The sequence below is a fragment of the Pseudoalteromonas sp. NC201 genome (genome assembly GCF_002850255.1).
Lineage (GTDB): Bacteria > Pseudomonadota > Gammaproteobacteria > Enterobacterales > Alteromonadaceae > Pseudoalteromonas.
On sequence record NZ_CP022522.1, the window covers coordinates 2,835,063 to 2,854,616 of the forward strand.

The 19,554-nt window shown below is 43.5% G+C and carries 20 protein-coding genes; 9 read left to right on the forward strand and 11 right to left on the reverse strand.

Annotation, left to right across the window (positions count from 1 at the left end):
• Positions 1-35 precede the first annotated feature (35 nt).
• Together gloB and PNC201_RS12275 are read left to right on the forward strand one after the other, a co-directional pair.
• The gene (gene gloB / locus PNC201_RS12270; RefSeq protein ID WP_102057215.1) at positions 36-803 is read left to right on the forward strand and encodes a hydroxyacylglutathione hydrolase; all 768 of its coding nucleotides are present in this window, start codon (positions 36-38) and stop codon (positions 801-803) included.
• 227 nt (positions 804-1,030) lie between these two features.
• Positions 1,031-2,605, forward strand: a complete 1,575-nt coding sequence (locus PNC201_RS12275; RefSeq protein WP_102057216.1) for a lytic transglycosylase — start codon at positions 1,031-1,033, stop codon at positions 2,603-2,605.
• 230 nt (positions 2,606-2,835) lie between these two features.
• On the opposite strand, the gene PNC201_RS12280 is transcribed toward PNC201_RS12275, so the two are convergent.
• The 4 genes from PNC201_RS12280 to PNC201_RS12295 all read right to left on the reverse strand — a co-directional run bounded on the left by PNC201_RS12280 (position 2,836) and on the right by PNC201_RS12295 (position 4,736).
• The gene (locus PNC201_RS12280; protein WP_010606633.1) at positions 2,836-3,036 is read right to left on the reverse strand and encodes a hypothetical protein; all 201 of its coding nucleotides are present in this window, start codon (positions 3,034-3,036) and stop codon (positions 2,836-2,838) included.
• 205 nt (positions 3,037-3,241) lie between these two features.
• Entirely contained in the window at positions 3,242-3,685 is a 444-nt protein-coding gene (locus tag PNC201_RS12285) for a flavodoxin (protein WP_010606632.1), read from the reverse strand.
• On the reverse strand, positions 3,685-4,419 hold the full coding sequence (gene truC / locus PNC201_RS12290; protein ID WP_102057217.1) for a tRNA pseudouridine(65) synthase TruC: 735 nt from the start codon (positions 4,417-4,419) through the stop codon (positions 3,685-3,687). Before truC ends, PNC201_RS12285 begins: the two co-directional genes overlap by 1 nt.
• Positions 4,419-4,736, reverse strand: coding sequence for a YqcC family protein (locus PNC201_RS12295; RefSeq protein WP_010370929.1), 318 nt, complete (start codon positions 4,734-4,736; stop codon positions 4,419-4,421). The genes truC and PNC201_RS12295 overlap by 1 nt, the downstream gene beginning before the upstream one ends.
• A gap of 158 nt (positions 4,737-4,894) precedes the next feature.
• On the opposite strand from PNC201_RS12295, the gene PNC201_RS12300 reads away from it, so the two are divergent.
• The gene (locus tag PNC201_RS12300) at positions 4,895-5,923 is read left to right on the forward strand and encodes a DUF3549 family protein (RefSeq protein WP_102057218.1); all 1,029 of its coding nucleotides are present in this window, start codon (positions 4,895-4,897) and stop codon (positions 5,921-5,923) included.
• Entirely contained in the window at positions 5,924-6,229 is a 306-nt protein-coding gene (locus PNC201_RS12305; RefSeq protein ID WP_102057219.1) for a DUF3301 domain-containing protein, read from the forward strand.
• 78 nt (positions 6,230-6,307) lie between these two features.
• On the opposite strand, the gene PNC201_RS12310 is transcribed toward PNC201_RS12305, so the two are convergent.
• Positions 6,308-6,655, reverse strand: coding sequence for a DUF805 domain-containing protein (locus tag PNC201_RS12310; protein WP_102057220.1), 348 nt, complete (start codon positions 6,653-6,655; stop codon positions 6,308-6,310).
• Positions 6,656-7,798: 1,143 nt separating this feature from the next.
• Positions 7,799-8,431 carry a GNAT family N-acetyltransferase gene (locus PNC201_RS12320; RefSeq protein WP_010606625.1) on the reverse strand — a complete coding sequence of 211 codons (633 nt, stop codon included), beginning with the start codon at positions 8,429-8,431 and terminating at the stop codon, positions 7,799-7,801.
• 276 nt (positions 8,432-8,707) lie between these two features.
• Here PNC201_RS12320 and PNC201_RS12325 point away from each other — a divergent pair, with 276 nt between their 5' ends.
• The 3 genes from PNC201_RS12325 to PNC201_RS12335 all read left to right on the forward strand — a co-directional run bounded on the left by PNC201_RS12325 (position 8,708) and on the right by PNC201_RS12335 (position 10,040).
• Positions 8,708-8,935, forward strand: coding sequence for a DUF2789 domain-containing protein (locus PNC201_RS12325; protein WP_010370914.1), 228 nt, complete (start codon positions 8,708-8,710; stop codon positions 8,933-8,935).
• 71 nt (positions 8,936-9,006) lie between these two features.
• Positions 9,007-9,267 (forward strand): hypothetical protein, encoded by a 261-nt coding sequence (locus PNC201_RS12330; protein ID WP_010606623.1) that lies wholly within the window; start codon positions 9,007-9,009, stop codon positions 9,265-9,267.
• Complete coding sequence (locus tag PNC201_RS12335; protein WP_102057222.1) at positions 9,267-10,040, forward strand: Zn-ribbon-containing protein; 774 nt, start codon at positions 9,267-9,269, stop codon at positions 10,038-10,040. Before PNC201_RS12330 ends, PNC201_RS12335 begins: the two co-directional genes overlap by 1 nt.
• Before the next feature lie 28 nt (positions 10,041-10,068).
• On the opposite strand, the gene syd is transcribed toward PNC201_RS12335, so the two are convergent.
• Positions 10,069-10,620 (reverse strand): SecY-interacting protein, encoded by a 552-nt coding sequence (syd, locus tag PNC201_RS12340; protein ID WP_102057223.1) that lies wholly within the window; start codon positions 10,618-10,620, stop codon positions 10,069-10,071.
• 127 nt (positions 10,621-10,747) lie between these two features.
• On the opposite strand from syd, the gene queF reads away from it, so the two are divergent.
• The gene (gene queF / locus PNC201_RS12345; protein ID WP_102057224.1) at positions 10,748-11,593 is read left to right on the forward strand and encodes an NADPH-dependent 7-cyano-7-deazaguanine reductase QueF; all 846 of its coding nucleotides are present in this window, start codon (positions 10,748-10,750) and stop codon (positions 11,591-11,593) included.
• 307 nt (positions 11,594-11,900) lie between these two features.
• Here queF and PNC201_RS12350 read toward each other — a convergent pair whose 3' ends face one another.
• Genes PNC201_RS12350 through PNC201_RS12365 form a run of 4 tightly spaced genes read right to left on the reverse strand, consistent with a single transcriptional unit; the run spans position 11,901 to position 18,983 of the window.
• On the reverse strand, positions 11,901-12,767 hold the full coding sequence (locus PNC201_RS12350) for a peptidylprolyl isomerase (RefSeq protein WP_102057225.1): 867 nt from the start codon (positions 12,765-12,767) through the stop codon (positions 11,901-11,903).
• Between the two features lie 2 nt (positions 12,768-12,769).
• A complete protein-coding gene (locus tag PNC201_RS12355) occupies positions 12,770-13,591 on the reverse strand; it encodes a transporter substrate-binding domain-containing protein (RefSeq protein ID WP_102057226.1) in 822 nt (273 codons plus the stop codon).
• Positions 13,588-17,247: an autotransporter assembly complex protein TamB gene (gene tamB / locus PNC201_RS12360; RefSeq protein WP_102057227.1), complete on the reverse strand. Its 3,660-nt coding sequence runs from the start codon at positions 17,245-17,247 to the stop codon at positions 13,588-13,590. Before tamB ends, PNC201_RS12355 begins: the two co-directional genes overlap by 4 nt.
• Complete coding sequence (locus PNC201_RS12365) at positions 17,247-18,983, reverse strand: autotransporter assembly complex protein TamA (RefSeq protein ID WP_102057228.1); 1,737 nt, start codon at positions 18,981-18,983, stop codon at positions 17,247-17,249. The genes tamB and PNC201_RS12365 overlap by 1 nt, the downstream gene beginning before the upstream one ends.
• Before the next feature lie 238 nt (positions 18,984-19,221).
• On the opposite strand from PNC201_RS12365, the gene PNC201_RS12370 reads away from it, so the two are divergent.
• Entirely contained in the window at positions 19,222-19,554 is a 333-nt protein-coding gene (locus PNC201_RS12370; protein WP_102057229.1) for a ribonuclease E inhibitor RraB, read from the forward strand.

A 19,554-nucleotide genomic window follows, 5' to 3' on the forward strand; every position in this document is an offset into this window, starting at 1 on the left:
CTGGTGTTATTAATCACTTTATAGAGCATTGCGTTATGGTGCAAGTCGATGCAATCAAAGCATTTGATGACAATTATATCTGGGTGATAAAAGACCCTCTACGTTCAAACTGTTGGGTGGTTGACCCAGGTGACGAACAACCTGTTTTAGATTACCTCGCCAAGTTTGATTTAACACTCCAAGGCATATTAGTCACCCATCACCATTGGGATCATACTGATGGCATTGCCCCGCTTTTATCACATTTTCCCAGCTTAACAGTCTACGGGCCTAAAAATGGTAAATATAAAGGCATTACTCATGGCCTTAGTGAACACGATAAGATCACACTTTTTGATACCACGCTGAACATTATTGCCACCCCAGGTCACACGTTAGACCATATCTGTTATGTAAATGATGAACTGGCTTTTACGGGTGATACATTATTCAATGCTGGCTGCGGCAGACTTTTTGAGGGAACACCTAGCCAAATGTGGCACTCCTTTGAAAAGCTACTCACACTACCTGACACATGTAAAGTGTATTGCACGCACGAGTACACACTCGCGAACCTTGCTTTTGCTGAGGCCGTTGAGCCCACTAACCAAGCACTGATCCAGTATCACCAACAAGCAAAGTCATTACGTGCCAGTAACGAGCGCACGGTACCTACGACAATTGAACAACAAAAAGCAATCAATCCTTTTGTACGTGCCGCAAATGATGCCATTCTCACCCATGTTCCAACGCAATTTATCGCGTCAGAAAATACACCTGAAGCTCGCTTTAGTGCACTGAGAAAATGGAAGGATAACTTCTAAAATATTCAATAGTGACCTAATGTAACGCCAAAATGACGCTTTTTTGGCGTACTTACATAGGAAGTATTGAATAAATTATCCATTTTCTTTGCAATACCGCCAAAGATAAGCATTTCTAACGATTTTTAGGAAGTCGAAATAAAATAATAAAGAAGCTTTAAATGCTGATACAAACTCGGTAATATTGCCGAGTTTTTGTCCGAACCCCCAAGCAAAAGAACGCATTTATGAAAAAGCTCGCCTTTATTGTTGCTTCATTAGCAATGTTAAGTGGTTGTGAAATCACGCAAGAAACCCCGTTGGAAACTGCAACTGAACAAGTGAAGCAGGCCAACTTAGATCACGCGAGCCCTTATGATATCTCCCAAACACTCAGTACCTCATGGCAAGACGAAGATGAAGAGGCTGTGCCTGTATTTGACGACGTATGGGAGCGGATCCGTTATCAGTTATCTATCGAAGTGCCACAAAATAGACCTGTGGTCGCCGAACGTAATTACTATCAACGTCACCAAGCCTATTTAGACCGTATCGCAAAACGTGCAGAACCTTACCTCTACTACATTGTTGAAGAAGTAGAAAAGCGCAATATGCCGGTAGAAATCGCGTTGTTACCTATTGTGGAAAGCGCATTCGATCCATTTGGCTATTCACACCGCACCGCTTCCGGTATTTGGCAATTTATGCCTCAAACCGGTGAACGCTTTAACCTCAAACAAAATTGGTGGTATGACGGCCGTCGCGATATTATTGCATCAACGCAGGCTGCATTAGATTACCTCACCTATCTCCATAAAACACTGGAAGGCGATTGGTTAAACGCAATTGCCGCTTACAATTCAGGTGAAGGTCGATTGCTCAGAGCAATCCGAAAAAATCGTAAAAAGCATTTGCCTACCGATTTTTGGTCTCTCGATTTACCTCGCGAAACCACCGCGTATGTGCCTAAATTACTTGCCTTATCCGACCTCTTAAAACGTTCAGATGAGTTTAAGGTCGCGTGGCAACCTATAATCAATGCCCAAGTTGTTGATACCGTTGAGGTAGGGTCACAAATTGATTTAGCGCTTGCCGCTGAAATGGCCGATATTTCTTTAACTGAACTCTATCGCTTAAATCCAGGTTTTAATCGTTGGGCCACCGATCCAGATGGCCCACACCAGTTATTATTACCCATGGAAAAAGTTGACGCTTTTCAAGAGAAATTAGCTAAAACTGAAGTAAAAGATCGACTTCGTTGGCAATATTATACAGTGCAAAAAGGAGATAGCCTGTCGGTCGTTGCGACTAAGTTTAATACTAGTATCGGCGCCATTCGCTCACTCAATAGCATCGATGGCAATATGATCCGTGTTGGCCAGAAGTTATTGGTGCCACTCAGTGATGGCGAATTGCAAAGTGAGCATTTACCACCAGAAGTGCGCCTTGCCGCCAACAAAGTAACTAAGAAAAAACTCAGCCACACAGTAAAATCAGGTGATACATTGTGGGATATCAGCCGCGAATATGATGTTACCGTTAAGCAATTAGCTAGCTGGAATAAGTTAAAAACCAATGCCGTTTTGCGCCTTGGACAAAAGCTTACTGTCTTTAAAGATGAAAAAGCAGCAAATCAAACCGTCCTCGTCAACACCGAGCGCACAATCACTTACAAAGTGCGTAAAGGCGACTCATTGGCACGTATCGCCACTAAGTTTAACGTCAGCGTGAATGAAATCGTCAAATGGAACAACCTGACTGGACAGAAGTATCTTCAGCCTGGTCAAAAGTTAAAGCTGAAAGTTCAGACGAAACGTGTTTAGCGCTAAGAACCAGGGTTTAAAAATAAAAATCCAATATCAGTAATGATATTGGATTTTTACATATTAAAGCAGCACTTTTGACTCACTTTTCCTTAAAGATTACGACAGTTCTATCGTTTAAATACACAGTTTTTCAACGTCGCTTACAGCTGATTTAAACCCAAAAATTTGGTTAGGCTTCAATGCTGATTAATATTATCTAAAGGAAGTTTCATAAAGAACTGATATCGTTAGTACATTATTGGCGTACCACCAATCCTCCTGCAAATTCTCGATGCGTTATCCGCATCTCGATAATCAGAAAAAGAGTCAGCCCATAACAACTCACCATTTTTGTAACATTCAAGGTAAATTTCTTCGAATGCGGTAGTATTAGACGACATTGCGGTGGCGAAAATAGCAGATACAGCAAATAGAATCGGTTTAATCATTGTCTTTTCCTTTTCATTATTTTGAACTTTATAATATCGGTCACTTTTCATACAACCAAGACCAATGTCACACAACGTAACCAAAATGTAAATATTTATATTTTTCCGTTACTATAACTATGCTGATGAGTTTGCTATTTGAGCTGGCAACGCGGCCTATTAAGCCGCGTAAATTGAAAGGTAATGCTTGAACAGAAGATAAAACCTAAAGGTTTTTTGCCAATGATTGAAGCCAAGCCTCTGCCGGCTCCCAAGGCTCAAAATATTCACAGGCATCGATGTCTAGACGCGGTTGTGCTCGAGTGGCGTTCAACTCTTCAATCAGGGCATCAATTTGCTTTCCAGCACCACAATAAGTATCGCCATAACTAGAATCCCCCAATGCGATGACCGCTACTTTCTTGCCCGTTAGCATCGGAAATTCGCTTTGCATTTGCAAAAATAAAGGCAGCAAGTTATCGGGAATATCACCAGATCCGGTAGTAGAAGAAATAAATAAAATGTTTTCAGCTTGCGTTACATCAACGATGGAAGCAGGCTCAATAACACTTGCCTCATGACCCGATTTATTCAAAAACTCAGCACTGTCGTTTGCCAAGTTTTCAGCATTGCCGTACATACTTCCCACAAAAATGGAAACTTTTGCCATTATTTATAATCCTTCTCGTTGTCTGACCAGCCGAGCTGAGCGAAGACAGCCAATGCTTCTTCTCCCAAATCCGCGGTAATTGAAATCGTCGTGTTGGTATAAGGATGTACAAATTCCAATTTAGTTGCAAATAACATCAACCGACGTAAGCCAAAATGATCGACAAAAAAGTGGTTGTGTTTATTATCACCGTGATTGACATCACCAATAATCGGATGTGCTAAATAGTTAAGGTGGCGCCTGATTTGGTGTTTTCTACCCGTTTTAGGAAAACACTCCACCAATGAGTAGCGAATACTTGGATACTTACCAAAAGGAATTGGCAAGCTACCCTGCAATAAACAATTTATCTGTGTTTGCGCCTCCTGCGGAGCTTTATCCTGACAGGCAAACTTATCAGCAATTTTATCAAGTTCTTCTTTGAGTGGTCTGTCGATGAATCTAGATTCCGGAGCAAATCCGCGAACAAGCGCTAAATAGCGTTTTTGAATATTACCGCTAATAAAGATTTCATTCATGTCTCGCGCGGCCTCAGAGCTTAGTGCAAACAGTAGCACGCCTGACGTTGGCCTATCTAAACGGTGAACGGGGAAAACATGTTGACCAAGTTGATCACGTAGCATTTGCATCGCAAATTGTGTTTCTCGCTTATCCAAAAATGAGCGATGAACCAATAACCCTGACGGCTTATTTATCGCAACATAATGTGCATCTTGATATAAAATCTCAAGCATTACGCGCTCTTTGCAATTGTATTATCGAGGTTTTTTAAACACTGATGCACCGCATTAAAATAAAGATGTTCACTCAGCACCATTTCAGCCATTGGCGCAATCGCCATATTTTCCGGTAATGCTTCACCACTTTCTACCATTGTTCGCATTTTGCCCAAGAATACAAATTGCAACCACTGCGCGAAGGTCATCGTATCGCAGCAAAATGGCTCCGTAGAGGTAAGTGCCTTAGCCGAAATTGGCTCGTCTTGCCAAAGACCCGTCGCCTTTAAACAAGTCTCAAGTTCGTCTAACTGAATCAATAATTCCGAGTTCATCGGTCCTGTCTCTTTCTCAATTTTTTACATTATAGCAATTTGCATTATTTAGGAGCTAGCCAATTCTCTCAAGTGCACCTTTTTCATAGGCTTATCAGCGCTCCCAAAAGTAGCTATAATTGCCGCTATTGAAAATATAAGTAACATATAGAGCATTCATGACAGCGCAAATTTCAACTTTAGGTGAATTACTAACAAACGCCGGAACGCAGTGGCGGGCCTATGATCTGGGTCGACGTATCACAAAAATAGATAAGAAGCAGTTTGCGCAAATCGAGAGTACTCAAGTCCCTTATCCTTACCCGCTTGGCGGCCATGCCATCATGGCGATTCAATTTTGGGATAATGAGGCGACCGCTGATCCTTATGTGTGGTTTTTAAAGTTTCCACTGGATGAGCAAAGCAAGCTCATTATCGCCAGCCGTGACCACTTTGCCTCCATGGTACTCGAAGCATTAGGTACTCAACTCACGGGCGAAGCCGCTCAAGGGAAACTTGATAACAACCCTTATGTCTTCACGCCAAACGCGAACAAACTCGCGGCATTCAATGCGCTATTAAAGCGTGAGCTTAATCGCCCGGCTTCTCAATATTACGAGCACGCCGAACTCTACTTCTCTGGCAAGCTTGGATTCGAACGCTGGCAAGAAATAGCGCTACAAGGTATTGCTGACTTTGCCCTACGTCTAGACCACGGTCATAACGCGAGCAACCTGCAACAGGCGTGGTCTGTTTTGCCAGCAGAAGTTAAGACACCATTAGCCGCAATGCTTGAACACGTTACCATCTCAACATCTCAAACCGAAGACTTTTTAGCCGCTTTAACCCATGCATGCCAACAGCAAGATAAGGACGCCACGGTCACCAATTTGCGTGCGATGTCGGGAAGTCACGCGCTTGGTCTCATCGCACATGCTGTAGACGCCATTTTAGCATCCGAGTTGGGATCAGATGCAGATTGCTTACTCACGATTGCTGGGCGTGCTTGGGAGACACTAACCGACCAGCAAAGGCTCTTTACCTATATGGAAAAAGCCGCTGAGAATAATCAAATCGATGGACTTTTCAGCAGTATTTTCGCAGACTTAGTTGCAATACCTATGTTACGCCCACATGTTTTAGGTATTATTAGAGCAGAAAATCGCAGTGAAACTCTGTCTCGTGCAATTGGAAGGTTATTTTCTTAAATGACAACGCTTTGGCTTTTTATCATCGTTTCCTCTGTTATCGCGCTATTTTGGTATAGTCGCCAGATCGCAGAAGCGGCAAATAGGCATGCACAACATCAAACTGAAAGTTTGCAAGTGCAACTGTTAAGTGTTGCCTGTATTAAGCGCCGTTTCGGGGTATTAAAGGACGGTAAGCTTGGAATAAAAAGCCAATTTATGTTTGAGTTTAGTTCAGATGGCGAGTCAGCCTATCAAGGTAAGCTTTACTTAGAAAATGAACGATTAGTCAAAAAAGAATTGCCCGCTTATAAAATCGCAAGTTAATCCGATGGGTGCGAAAGTAGGCACTTAAATTCATATAAATACAAGTGCCTGCTCTGAATTTATAATAGTACAACTATTTTAAACATACCCTTTGACGCTTGGCCCGTAGTCGTTTTCACCAACCTCACTATCCATGGTGGTGAAATATATAATCACTAATAAACCGACGATAGGCACAAAGCTCACTAAAAGCCACCAGCCCGAGCGTCCAGTGTCGTGAAGACGACGAATAGATACTGCAACTATCGGTACTAGAACCACCAAATAATAGATACCTGTCAAAAACAGAGTGCCAAAAAGCCCGTCGACAATACCAATTGCAAAGCCTATCAACGCATTTATTAAGATAAACATCCAGTATTCTTTGCGTCTTGAACGTCCACTAAAATCGGAATATCTTTTTAATACTGTTAGATACCATTCCATTTCTTTTTCCTTAACTATTGCGCCAACATCGCGCACTAAAAAACAATACCAATTCGCTTAATTAAGTGATCTATTTTGAGGCGGGAGAATCTTAGCGATAACACCACTACCGCGTCCTGCTATCGCCAAGGTACCTACATCCATGCAGGCAAGGCAAGGCAAGGCAAGGCAAGGCAAAAATTTTGCTATTTAGTTGTTCTAAATGAGAAATTTTTAACGCGGTTAGCGTCAGATTTGCTCCTTAAAATTGAGCAAGTATTAAGACTAATCAGTATAAGACTAAAATGAGAGTGGAATAATCTAGCAAGGAGATCGAAAGATAAGAATGAAACTGCAAGCGGAGAGTTTTGAGAACTTCAACTAAGTTACTAGGAAAATATACATCAAATTTACAACCGTCACAAAAAACTAAGGCGCTAGCCTATCTGCTGCGCCTCAATCCTGACGATTATCCCAAGAGGTATCCAATTCCTCTGCTTTACAACCCAAAAGCCATCCGCCAATTCTTCTTCCCCTGAACGGGTATGTACTCCGACCTACCCGAATCCCATCCTTGTGTCATCCATTAGCACTTCCAATGCATCTCCATTTTAGCCACCTTGGCCTCCTCTTCGCTTCCCGCGCTCCAACGCCACCTTGGCTCCGCTTCACATAATCCCTATGTGCTCCCTATACATTGTTACGTCCAGTGTAACCCATCCACTTCGCAATCATCCAGATTGCGCTCCCTCATCCTAGAGCCTTGCTCGTCCTTATCTGCTCTTCCTTGCTCCACTACGCTTCCCGCGCTCCTTGACACTCCATGTGTCTCCTTATCCCTAGTGAAGCTCCGCTTCACACTCGCTTCCTCGAGTTCCTGATCTTCCTTGCCCTATGCAATACATCCTTCTCTTGTTGTCAAATTCCTTATCCTTTGACGCTGAGCTCCTGCTCTTGTGTTTCCTTACATTGTTAAGTTTACGGGGATTGAGCACTTTTGTTAGATAGCTCCGAACAATCTTTTTGCTGTCATTTAAAAGAAAAACAAAGTAACTTCTTTAAAAACAGAAGGGTAACTAAAAATCACACTACAAATTCGGTACTACAAAGCGCCTTAACCCACATTCTCGTACGAGATCTCTTACATGGTAATTTCCATTGTTGCTATTTGCTCTTAAATAGTAATGTGCCCTCTACTGAGCTAAACGCCATCTTTTGCAGAACTTGATAACCGTGACCCGCAAAAAACTGCGCTTGTTCTGGCTTAGTAATAAATACTGCCATCCCTTTCGTTTCTTCACTTTGTGCAATTAAATCATCCAACGCAGTGAGTAAATAGTGGCCATAGCCAAGCCCTTGAACATGTGGGTCAACGGCAATTAGAGATAAAAAGTGACACGGCTCTTGCGTTTGCAACGCTTGTCTAATCGACTTTTCTTTATCGATAAGCTGCTGCGTTTGCAAATATCCCGCACTCATCATGAGTCGTAATCGCCAATGCCACTGCCGATTTGCGTCCAATTCATCGCCATTTGCAATAACGCATGCTACCGCGACCAATCTATCTTGATGGTATAACCCCACCATCGGCTGCCCCGTTTGACCAAATGCCGACAGCTCTTCTCGTATTAAGGCTCTGAGTTTTTTTTCAAAAATTGCTTCTTGTTTTGCCTCCAATACCTGCTTGAGTAACGGATCATCATGGTAAGCCTGATACAACACACTCGCGGCTACGTTGATATCTTCTGGATTCAAATATCTAACGATTAATTCATGTTGAGAAGTTTCTACTGACATCATGGTTCCTTATTGTTATTGCCCCAAGCTTCTGATAATCATGCCGAAATACTACTTAATATCAAAACCTCAGAATTTTTTCTGTGTACTTTAATAATGTACGGCTACTCGCTAGTGATAGATATTGATACAAGTCACAATTTATTCAGTCGTGGACAGGTATATTTATCCTCGCATTAGTCATTATGGTTTTTATCGATGATGACTTGCTAAAGGTTTTACAACCACCTTTACTATAGTTAGTGAGTAAAATTCAAGCAAACGAGGGAGAACGAAATGGATACTAGTCGCCACACTATGAGTACTTTATTTGCCCAACTTGGGCTCGACAACAATCCCAAGGCGATCGAAGGGTTTGTCAAACAACACCGCCTTCCTGACGATATGCTGTTAAGCCAAGCACCATTTTGGAATGAAGGGCAACGTCACTTTATTGAAGAATCGCTAAAAGAAGACGCCGATTGGAGTGAAATCATTGACGAACTAGATGCGATGTTAAGATAGCTAAAGCAATCGCTCCTTACGTAACTTGGTGCTATGATCCACTCCTATGATTAAGGCGTTTAGGAACCTCTATGCATCCTGCCGTTGCCAGAGCTATCAAAAAATTAGTCGATAGTGGGAAGACTCCAACTGTCGCGCTAACAAAAAGCAAATTAACTCAAAGCGTCGCAATGCCAGACGTTATCTCAGGCATTGCTGCGTACAAACAAGACCCTACCTGTATTGAGCACTATCAAGAGGTTGAAGAGGTCGTCAAAACAAGTTCACAAAGCCAATTAGATAGAATTGAAGCTAAGCTTGATAAGCTCATTGCCTTATTGGAGAAGTCGTAGTGTTTGTTGTCGACTTAACTTTTGATTGCTATGAGGAAACCACCTTAGATGCTGCCGAGCAGGCCATTAACCGGGTGGTCAATGCGCTTCGCTTTAATGGTCAAATCATTGGTGACGAATTTCCAACTGTACTTAAAGATGGCTATTTCGTCACTCGTGTGATGTGTCCAGAAGAAGACGCTTTGCATCCATTAAACCATAGTCCTTTTGTGAAGTTTGCGATTGACCAGCTACAGCAATCAGGCTTGCTTGCACCTAAGGTTAAAGTTTTTGGGCAAGATATACATGCCAACAGCGCTGATGCCTGTCATGAGCCGTCAAGCTACATTCTCTACACCACATACGTACACACTTGTAGTCCACTGTATTGTGGCGACGACTTTTTACCAGTGCCTTTATATAAAATCCCTGCTATTGCCAATGGTGATTACAAAACACTGATCAAATGGAAAGAAGATTGGCAAGCCTGCGATCAAATACAGATCAATGGTGCGACTCGCTGCGAATTTGCTGCACTGGAGGAAATTTCCAGTACGGGTAGTGATTTGTTTAGACGTGGCATGGATTTGAGCAAACGTATTCGCTATCTCACGAAAAAACCGGTTTACTATTATCTGTATCGTGTTGGCGGCGAAAACCTCGCCGCAGAAAAAGCAAGAAAATGCCCAAGCTGTCAGGGAGACTGGTTACTCGAGGAGCCTTGGTTCGGCCTTTTCGACTTTCGCTGCGAAACTTGCCAATTGGTCTCGAATATTTCGTGGGACTTTCAATAAGGAGCGCAAGCTCCTTGATACCAACTAGCTATATTGGATAGTTGACTGTCAGTTTTTCTACAAACTCCGCGATAGAATCAGCCAAAACATGATGCTGTTTCTTACCGACAAACTCTAACCCAACTTGACCCGTAGCGACATCGACCGACACCAATAAGTCGTCTGCTTCTGTTAAGCCAATAAATACGGTTTCAGGTTGTTTGAGCCTGCGCTTCATTAAAATATGGCCGGTGATATTTTGCTGCAAGCGCTCGAAGTCATCTTCGTTCCATGCTTGCAGTAGCTCAATTTGCTTACCCTCAATAAATGCCACGATATTGCCAGCAAAGAAATCACCATACAGTCCGTTCAATCCCTCAGGAAATTGCGTTTCCAACGCTCTGGCTAAATCATTTAGATGTCCCGCTGGCGAGCGCGCTACCGCTAGCCATTTTATCTCGTTAAGCTTGTTCGGTTCACCCTGCTCACATGGGCTAGGCCAACTTTCATCATGCTCGGTACTCGGTAAATCTTTGAAGGTCTGTTGATGATAGTCTACATAGGCTTGATGCAAGCGCGCCATATTTACGGGCTGAGTCATATATAAAGCTCTCTTTATTTTTCTCACCTCGGGCTGAATACTTGTTTCGTGTAATTAAGCAAATTGCTATTAATCCCGAGGTGAACATTCGTTATAATGACCGCATTGTAACGAGATTTGAATTAACATGACAGACTACAGTAATTCGCCAGAGCTGCAATCTTCTGTGCTTGGTAAAACCACAGAATATGCCAGTGTTTATACTCCAAGCCTGCTACACCCCATTGCACGTAAACTCAATCGTGACCAAATCAATGTTGATGAGTCCGCTTTACCATTCAAAGGTGAAGATACTTGGACAGGCTACGAATTGTCTTGGCTCAATAACAAAGGTAAGCCTCAAGTTGCGGTTGCCACTTTTGTGTTTCCTTGCCAAAGCTCGCATATCATTGAGTCAAAATCGTTCAAACTTTACTTGAATAGCTTTAACCAAAGTCGCTTTGATACGATGGAAACCGTGCGCCAAACGCTAGCTGCGGATCTTTCCACGGCATCAAATAGCCAAGTTAGCGTGACTTTATTTGGCGCAGACGAATTCGATTGTATTCCTTTCTCGCGTCTCCCTGGTGAGTGTATCGACGAGCTGGATATTGAAGTTGATAGCTACACACCAAATAGTAACTTACTACAACTTGCCTCTGAGGATGTGGTCGACGAGACGCTTCACAGCCACTTACTCAAGTCAAATTGCTTGATCACCTCACAGCCAGACTGGGCAAGCGTGGTGATAAGTTACCGTGGTAAGCAAATCGACCGAGAAGCGCTGCTTAAGTACCTAATCTCATTCCGTGACCACAACGAGTTCCATGAGCAATGTGTGGAGCGCATTTACTGCGAGCTTTGGCGCACCTTTAACCCTGAAAAATTATCGGTTTATGCACGCTATACTCGCCGTGGCGGGTTAGATATCAATCCATATCGTTCGAGTGAACAAGATCAGACTCCGTATACGGTAAGAACTAACCGACAGTAAAACGTAAAAAAGCCATGTTCTCACATGGCTTGGCTTTTTATCACATCTAAGTATTGCTATTTAACCTGAGGTTTGGATAAGGAATGTTCCAACTCATTGTTGCTAAAGCAAAACTTAGTTTTTTCCTTGTCTAGCTAGAGAGTTTTAGGGAAAACACCGCTTCCGCGTCCTGCTCTCGCTAAGGTACCTACATCCTGTAGGCAAGGCGAATTTACGCACCAATAGCTGGCTATTGGAAGTGAATTCAACGCAGTTAGCGCTAAAACTAGCTGCTAGAAAGGCATTAATTATCCGCAGCTCAGGTTATTTATTCCCCTGTCGTGTCTTCCATTTCAACAGGGACGGGGACCGAACATATATCGGTGTGATTTGGCGTATCAACAAACCAATCTCCCGCTCTATTTTTACGTGCAGCAATTAGCGACTCAAAAATCGGCGTATTTGTCTTTAGCCTTTTAAAAGAAGGTGCACCTTTTACATCAGCAAGTACCGTAACGCCTTTGATAATATTATACGCTTGTCCAGCAACTGGTTTACGATCTAGATGCTGAACATGTTCCATTCCCGATAACAACTGCCCAAACACGGTGGTGTTTTTGTCTAGGTACCGCTGCGGCGTCAACGTGATGTAAAACTCGGTACCACCACTATTAACATCATTGGTTCTGGCCATGGCAAACGAACCAACGCAGTGTGTCATCCAGGTTTTAGTTCCAGCTTCATTTTGTCCTACGGCAAAACCATTTAAAAACCCGGTACGCGGCGCGTAGCCGTCTACAGCAGCAAGAGGTGTGATCTTCAAGGTTGATTCTGTGCTATGAAAAAACTCAGCGGCAATCGCTTTTTTTCCTTTTTGCGGCATTTTATTGTCCGACATATCGCCGCCTTGGGCCACAAAGTTTTCCACGAACCGATACATACTCAAGTTTGTGTAAAACCCCTCTCGTGCTAACGCTTTAATATTTGCCACATGATTGGGCGCAAGTTCAGGGTTAAGCGCGATATAGACCGATCCTGTTTGTAATTCTATTTTAAGAATATTTTCAGGGTCCAGCTGCTGCCAGTCGCTGCTTTTGGCCTCAGCAACGACTTCCGATGGTGACTTTGTATAAGGTTTTGCAAAGACAAGAGATGAACTTATGCCAAGCGCAATAAGTAGTAAGGTTTTTTTCATTATTATTTTCCTTGTTTATACCAATAAAATGGCACCTCCAACGGCGCACTGGGTGGCAGGTTTGGGTTGTCTAATTCTATGACTGTTTTGTTTTTAAGATCTAGCTTTTCAAGACGAGTGGAAAAGTGTTTTAAAAATAACGCCTCGAATCGGCCATCTTGCAGTGCGCTTTTAAGGCCTTTCTCAATTTGGCTATGGAGCAACGGGTTGTCGTGAGAAACAAAAAAATATACCGCCGAAGGATAGTAAAACACCACATGCTGATCTGCCACCAAATCCGTGTCACTCAGGGCAGCTTCAATACTCACTAAATCGCTTGGTAGCACATCAAAACGTTTTTTCAACAGCATGTCGTAACCACTGTCTTCTTGTGAGAAAGAAGTCACACTGAGGCCATTACGCTCAAAAATCTGATGGTCTGGCCAATCTCTGCGTAAACCAAAAGTAACTCGGCGCAAGTCGCCAATGTAGCGTACTCCGCTCAGTAAGGCTTGATTATGTTTGTGCACTAAAGGAATGCGATAACCCAAAATCCCTTTCACTAGGGGAATGCGAATTGCACTCGCGGCCTTTTCGCGCTGTGAGTTAGTCACTAACCAACTGACATCCAGCCCCCCTTTTTCTCCAAGTAGGCGCACCGCTCTGTCTTGAGAAGGAATACTTCTCACTGATACGAGCCTCGCTGACTCTACCTGGTAGGATAAACTCAAAGTAAGCAGCTCTATAATGTACGGATCGGCACCAGCGCTGATTCTAATTTCCGTTGTTTCTTGTGCTTTGAGAGGAAATATCACAAAACCTAGAACGAGCCAAAGCAGTTTCATTTATCATCCCAATCAAATTTGTATAAGAAGTCTATACTGTTGTACAAACCGCTCGTGGCTTCAACATAAAACTTCGAAAAAACACGATAACGCAGCGCAATTTCGTTAATAGACTCAAATACCCCAACACGATAACTGACCTGAACATTGGGAGTGATATAGCCTGACACCTCGACCTGTGTATCGTCACCACTGCCTTTTGCTGATAGGTTAACATCCGAAAGTCCAAGCGATTCCCCCGCCTTACTAAAGAATCCTTCACTGCGGTCAATTCCCTGTGAGAGTAAAAACTGCGTGAGTAGCGCATTATTAGAGGTTTCAGACTCCCCTAAAGGCTGACCGTTAAGTAGGTATGACAGTGCCTTGGCTTGGTCCATTGCTGGCTCTGAAAATACAGTCAAACGCGGCTTAGCAATATTGCCCGTGAGCTCAACACCGGCTATCACATCATTGGCGGTTGTCGCTGGATTTCGAATAGCTCGAATGTTCAAATATGGCTTATCTAATGCGCCATTGAAGCCAATTTGTCCTGTACGGATCAACAAGTCTTGGCCAAATGCACGATATTTCCCCTCTCGCAATTGCAACTCTCCCGTTGCTAACATTGGCGACTCAACTTGCTTGTCAATTTCGATTGCACCGGTAACAAAGCTATCTAGCCCAAGCGCCTTCACCCTAAAGTTATCTTTAACGGTCAGTTTTAAATCTATTTCGTGTTGAACTGGCACCGACATCTGCTTTTTCACTTTGGCATCAACAATGACCTCATCATCGCTTGGAGATGTGACTCCCTCAGGCAGAGATTCAATGTTTACTCGGCCAAACGGCACCACAATTTCTCCAAGTACTCGCGCAATCTTATCTTTATAGGCAAGTGTTAGATCCGGGCTTGCGGTTAGTTCAATCTGTGAGTCTGGTTGCACATAAATATTTTCGCCCTTTATTTTTACTTCAGCAGAGAGCTCGGGCGACCAATAGGCTTCGCCAGTTAGTGCTACCTTGCCGCCTTTTGCTGCTGTTAACTCAGCCTCAAGTTGAGCGGAAGTGGCATTAAAATCAAGATTGATGTGACCTTTATCAATTTCAACAGGCAAAGAGTCAGAAGACATAAATAAGCGCTGAGCAGTTAGTTTACCGTTCACTTCAGGGGCCGCGAGGCTACCTGAAATATTTATATCCCCTAACACTTCCCCTTGCAGGTCAAAACTTTGTTCCGTTACTCGGTTTAGTAGCGCTGACAACTTAGCCAGCTCAATTGACTCTATTTTTACGTTACCAGCTAATTGGGGGGATTGTTTATCTAGCGGCACACGCGTATCACCACTGAACTTACCTAAGGTTTCGGAGGTCATGCGCCAATCAGCGTGGATTTGTTTGTTATTGGTTTTTAGTAACGCTTTAAATTCAGAAATTGAAAATGTTTGCCCATGAGTCGTAACGCCGGCATCAACAATGTTCAGCTCGCCATCGGCTCGCGTTACTTGGCCATTTTGCCATGCAAGTTTAGCCACGGCCTGAGTTTCACCAGTTACTTTGAGCTCTGCTGGCAACCAAGTTTGTAGTTTAGCAAGTGCCAATTTCTCCAGTTTAACATCGGCTTGCCCTTGTGTGCCTTGTTGCTCGGCTGCAAAACACAAATCAGTATCATCCATCCGCCAACACTGCTTTGCAATGCGTTGACTGACTTCACTGATCACGATTGCGGCAGGACTTTGCAATGCTATCGTTTGCCCTTGAGAAGTTACCTCTCCAGACGATAATTCTCCCTGCCAAGTGGACTGTTGCAACTTGCCATTGACTTCAAAGCTTGCAACCACTCGCTTATCACGAATATCCAATGTCGCGTTATGTTGCTGCTGATTGCCTTTCACAGCTAAACGAATGTCTTCAACCATTTCAGAGTCAACAATCAAACGGTCTAATGCCAGTTTAATTTGCCCAGTCACTTCATTGGCAATATCAACCGTGCCTTTCGTCGTTAAGCCATGTAGTGCTATATTCTGGTAACGCACAGAGTCAAACTTAATATCGGTCTGAATCCTTGGCTTGAGGTGGTCGCCCTGAACAAAGATTTCACCACTGCCCTTTAAGTCAGCTGGAATAAGCGTATTTGCCGCCTGCTCAAACTGAAAGTCAATATCGAGATCTAACTGCTGACCAAGCTCACCGCTTACCGTCAGGCTATTTTTGCCATAATTCAGGCGTGCATGGCTAAACTCACCTAGCAGGCTTTCATCCACAACGACCTTAACGTCCGCATTAAGTGGTGTACCCGCTACTTTACCATCGAGCTTAAAGCGCTCAACATTAACCTGCCACTGTTCACCTTGACTCATAAAATCAAACGCGAATTGCCCTGCCAGCATATCGTTTTTCGTCAGGCCTGCATCGTATTGCACTAGCCCTAGTAATCTATCGACTGGTAGCTGAGAAAAGTCCCCGTTCACTTTACCCTTCACCCCTTGCGACCAGTTCACTTGTCCCGCGATTTGCGCTTGCGCTTTTTCAAGCTGAAGCTTTGCTTTAGCTAATGTAAACGCTTGTAGTCCACCTTGCCCTTCAAGTGTCGCGGTAACATCACCAAACTGCACAGTATTAACAGCGATTGAGCCTGACAAATTGTATTTTGAGGCATCCCCGCTCAAGCCGAGTGTCGCACCTTTTAAAGTCGTGGGCTCTGAAGGAATAACTAATTTATCTATTTGACCCTGTAAATCAAAAGGCCAGTTTGTCGCTGTCAAATCCGCATGGGCTTGCAGTTTTGCAAACGCCATTCCCTCGCTATTCAAAGTAAGCGTGAGATCGTGAGGGCGACCCGCCAGTGTTAAACTGGCTAACCCCTGTGGCGCACTCAAGGTTGACCTCAGATCAATAGTCCAGTCATTAAGCAAGATTTTTGCCGCTGCTGATATAAACCATTCTTGATAGTTAAGCTGAACCTGCTCCACGTCCACATTTTCATCCACTACAACTTGAGAAAGCTTGATATTCTCAAGTGTTTGCTCATCTACCGCGAGATTGTTAATCTTTAACTCGCCGAGCTCAGCGGTTAGCGGCAGATCTATCTTAGGCAGTTGGAGTGGCGCTATTGCATTAAGTGGTGCTGGCGATTTTGCAGGCACAGGCTGTTCAGTTGCCTTTGTGGTCAACTTCACACTGTCTAACAGCAAAAAAGGGACATTAAAATGTGAGCCAGAACCTGAAAACTGCGTGTCTAAGCCTTGCAATCGCACAGTAATTTCCGGCGTGTCCAACGAGAATTGCTGAACTTGAGCACGTTTTATTGCAATTGGCAGTGGTAACTCAACTTGGCTACTTTCAGTAGTTTCCTCTTCGCTGACACTTTTCTGCTTTTGTACGATCGCTATCGTTTTTGCGTCTAGCGCAATGCAAACGCTGGCACAGGTCAACCACTCAACAGTGACTTTGGTGTCTCTAAGACGAATATCTATATTGTCATTGTGATAACGCAACGTAAGATTGGCGCCAGATAACAAGCGCTTATCTAAGCCATCGATTTCTAACCCTGAAACCGTTTTATTCGCTGTCCAAACCAGTAACTTTTGCCCAGGCAAGGTAAAGCATAAACAAACCAAAAGTAAAAATAAGCTAATAATGGCAGTAATGATTTTGATTCTTAAGCTTCTGAACTGCATTAGATTTCAGGTCCTATAACAATACTGAGACGGGTGCTTTTACTTTCTTTGGTCAGCCCCCAAGCATGATCGAGCCGGATTGGACCAACGGGGGTTAAATAACGAAAACCAAACCCAGCTCCAACTTCCCAAGCGTCCGAGAAATCGTTCGTTGCAGTACCCGCATCAACAAACAAAGCAGCTCGCCAACTTGGATGGAATTGATAGTTATATTCCACTGTACCAGTGGCTAAATATCTGCCGCCAAGTATGCGCCCTTCGTCATCGCGAGGGCCGATAGATTCATAGGCAAAACCACGGATACTCTGATCCCCCCCAGCAAGAAAACGATGGGTAAACGGAATTTGGTCAATATCCTTTGTCACAATCGCCCCTAAGTCTAAACGACCAAAAAACAAGTGCTTGGTTTCAAAGCTTCTTAACCATTCATTGTTCCATCTCACTTTCAACATATTTGCAGACGATAGTACAGAATCTGCTGCAGCTTCAATGGAGATCAGGCGCTCGTTCCCCCAATAAGGTAGCGCGCCACCTTTACTTTCTTTCTTTAAGTAGCTAATACCTGGGATCAACATTTCCGTCCGTTGTTTTTCGCCTAGCTGTTCCGTAGTTTCGTGTTCACGTTTCAAAAACGCCGTCCTCACCCACTCGTCATCCGTTAGCCATTGTCGCTGTACTTGTACGTTCCAAATCCGGCTGTTGATCCCTTCAGTTACTTCATCCTGCACCTTATAACCGCCTAACACACGCCATAAATCGTCGTTAGGATTGTCTACTGGAATGGTATAACTGGCAGTGATATCTTGTTGCTTTTGCGACAGCCTCAGATTGGATTCAAAGGAATGCCCATCCTCGGTGATCCAAGGTTTAGTCCACTTAAAACGGGTTTTTGCACCCACATCATCACTGTAGCCAGCACCCACTTCAAAGCTATTTGCGGGTTTGTCTTCAACACTCACTCGAACGGGGATCTGATCGCTCGTCCGGTCCTTTAACAGCGGATAAACCTTTATCGCACTAAAATAAGGTGTGGCATTTAAAGACAGATTAAAATCAGACAAGAGGCTAGCTTCAAACGGCTGCCCTTTCGAAAATGGGCTTAGCGAACGTATATAGTTAGCCGCTTTGGTGTTTCCCTCAATAGCAAGGTCGCCAAATTGATAACGTTTACCTGTGTTGAGAAGTAGTCGCACGCCAGCATAGCGATTCGCTTTGTGAACAAGCAACTTGGACTCCTGCCATTGATAATCAAAATATCCAAGTTCTAGTAGCTCGCTTTCAAAGCGGCTTTTCGTTGCCTGATAATCACTATGATTAACTTGCTTGCCAACTTGGATTGGTACATCTTTGATAAGCGAAACTAAATCCGCATTGTCCTTCCCCGTGCCCACAAGCTCAATATTAATATCTTTCCATTTCAGTGGTGCTTCAAGTTTGACTTCGGCTATGACGTTTTGCCCTGCTCCACTGAGTTGAATATCAAAATGATAATAACCTAAAGCATGCAAAGCGCGACGTATGTCCGCACGTACCTCTTTCATCACCCGAGGGACTTTTGGCTTACCTTTGTAAGATTTTAAAAAACCAGTGATGTTGTCTTCTACGTCGCCGTTTTCGACTTTGACTTCAATGTTGGAGATTTTTACTGATGCAGGGCGAGACTCCGCACCTGCGTTAAACGAGGAAAAGCAGCACAAAAAAAGCGCTAGTGTTAAACAAGAGAAATACGGCTTCATTAAAATAAAACGACCTAAATATCGCGACTTATGGGCATCGATAACGCCATTGTGCTTGTGAAAATGGATACTGTAAAACGACTTTTCAGAGAAAGTGCAATTTTACTGAGCTTAAGCTGAACATAGGGTGTATTTTGATGTAACGCAGTGGCTTTATCGCACATTTATTTACATTCATCCTTTTTATTTTCTTGCAGATGACGGACAATAGCAGCAATTGAACCTGCAGAGTGAAATTATGCAATTCCCAAATGATGATAACGGTGAACTTTTAGCTGAGATTGCCGCTGCTGGCGTTGATCTGACGCAAATGCAGAATATCGATTTTTATATTCTTTTCGAGCAAGCCGATGATGCTAAGCGCTTCAGTAGCGCGATTGAGAAAGATGAATTAGCACCTAAAACCCAGTTACAACAATGTCCTGATACTGGCGTTTGGGAAGTGATCACCACAGTGACTATGGTCCCTGTGCACGAGCTGCTGAGTCAGACAGAGCAATACCTAGAAAGCATAGCCAATGGCTATGAAGGATATGGTGATGGCTGGGGCTTAATGGCCTCGGAAGAATAA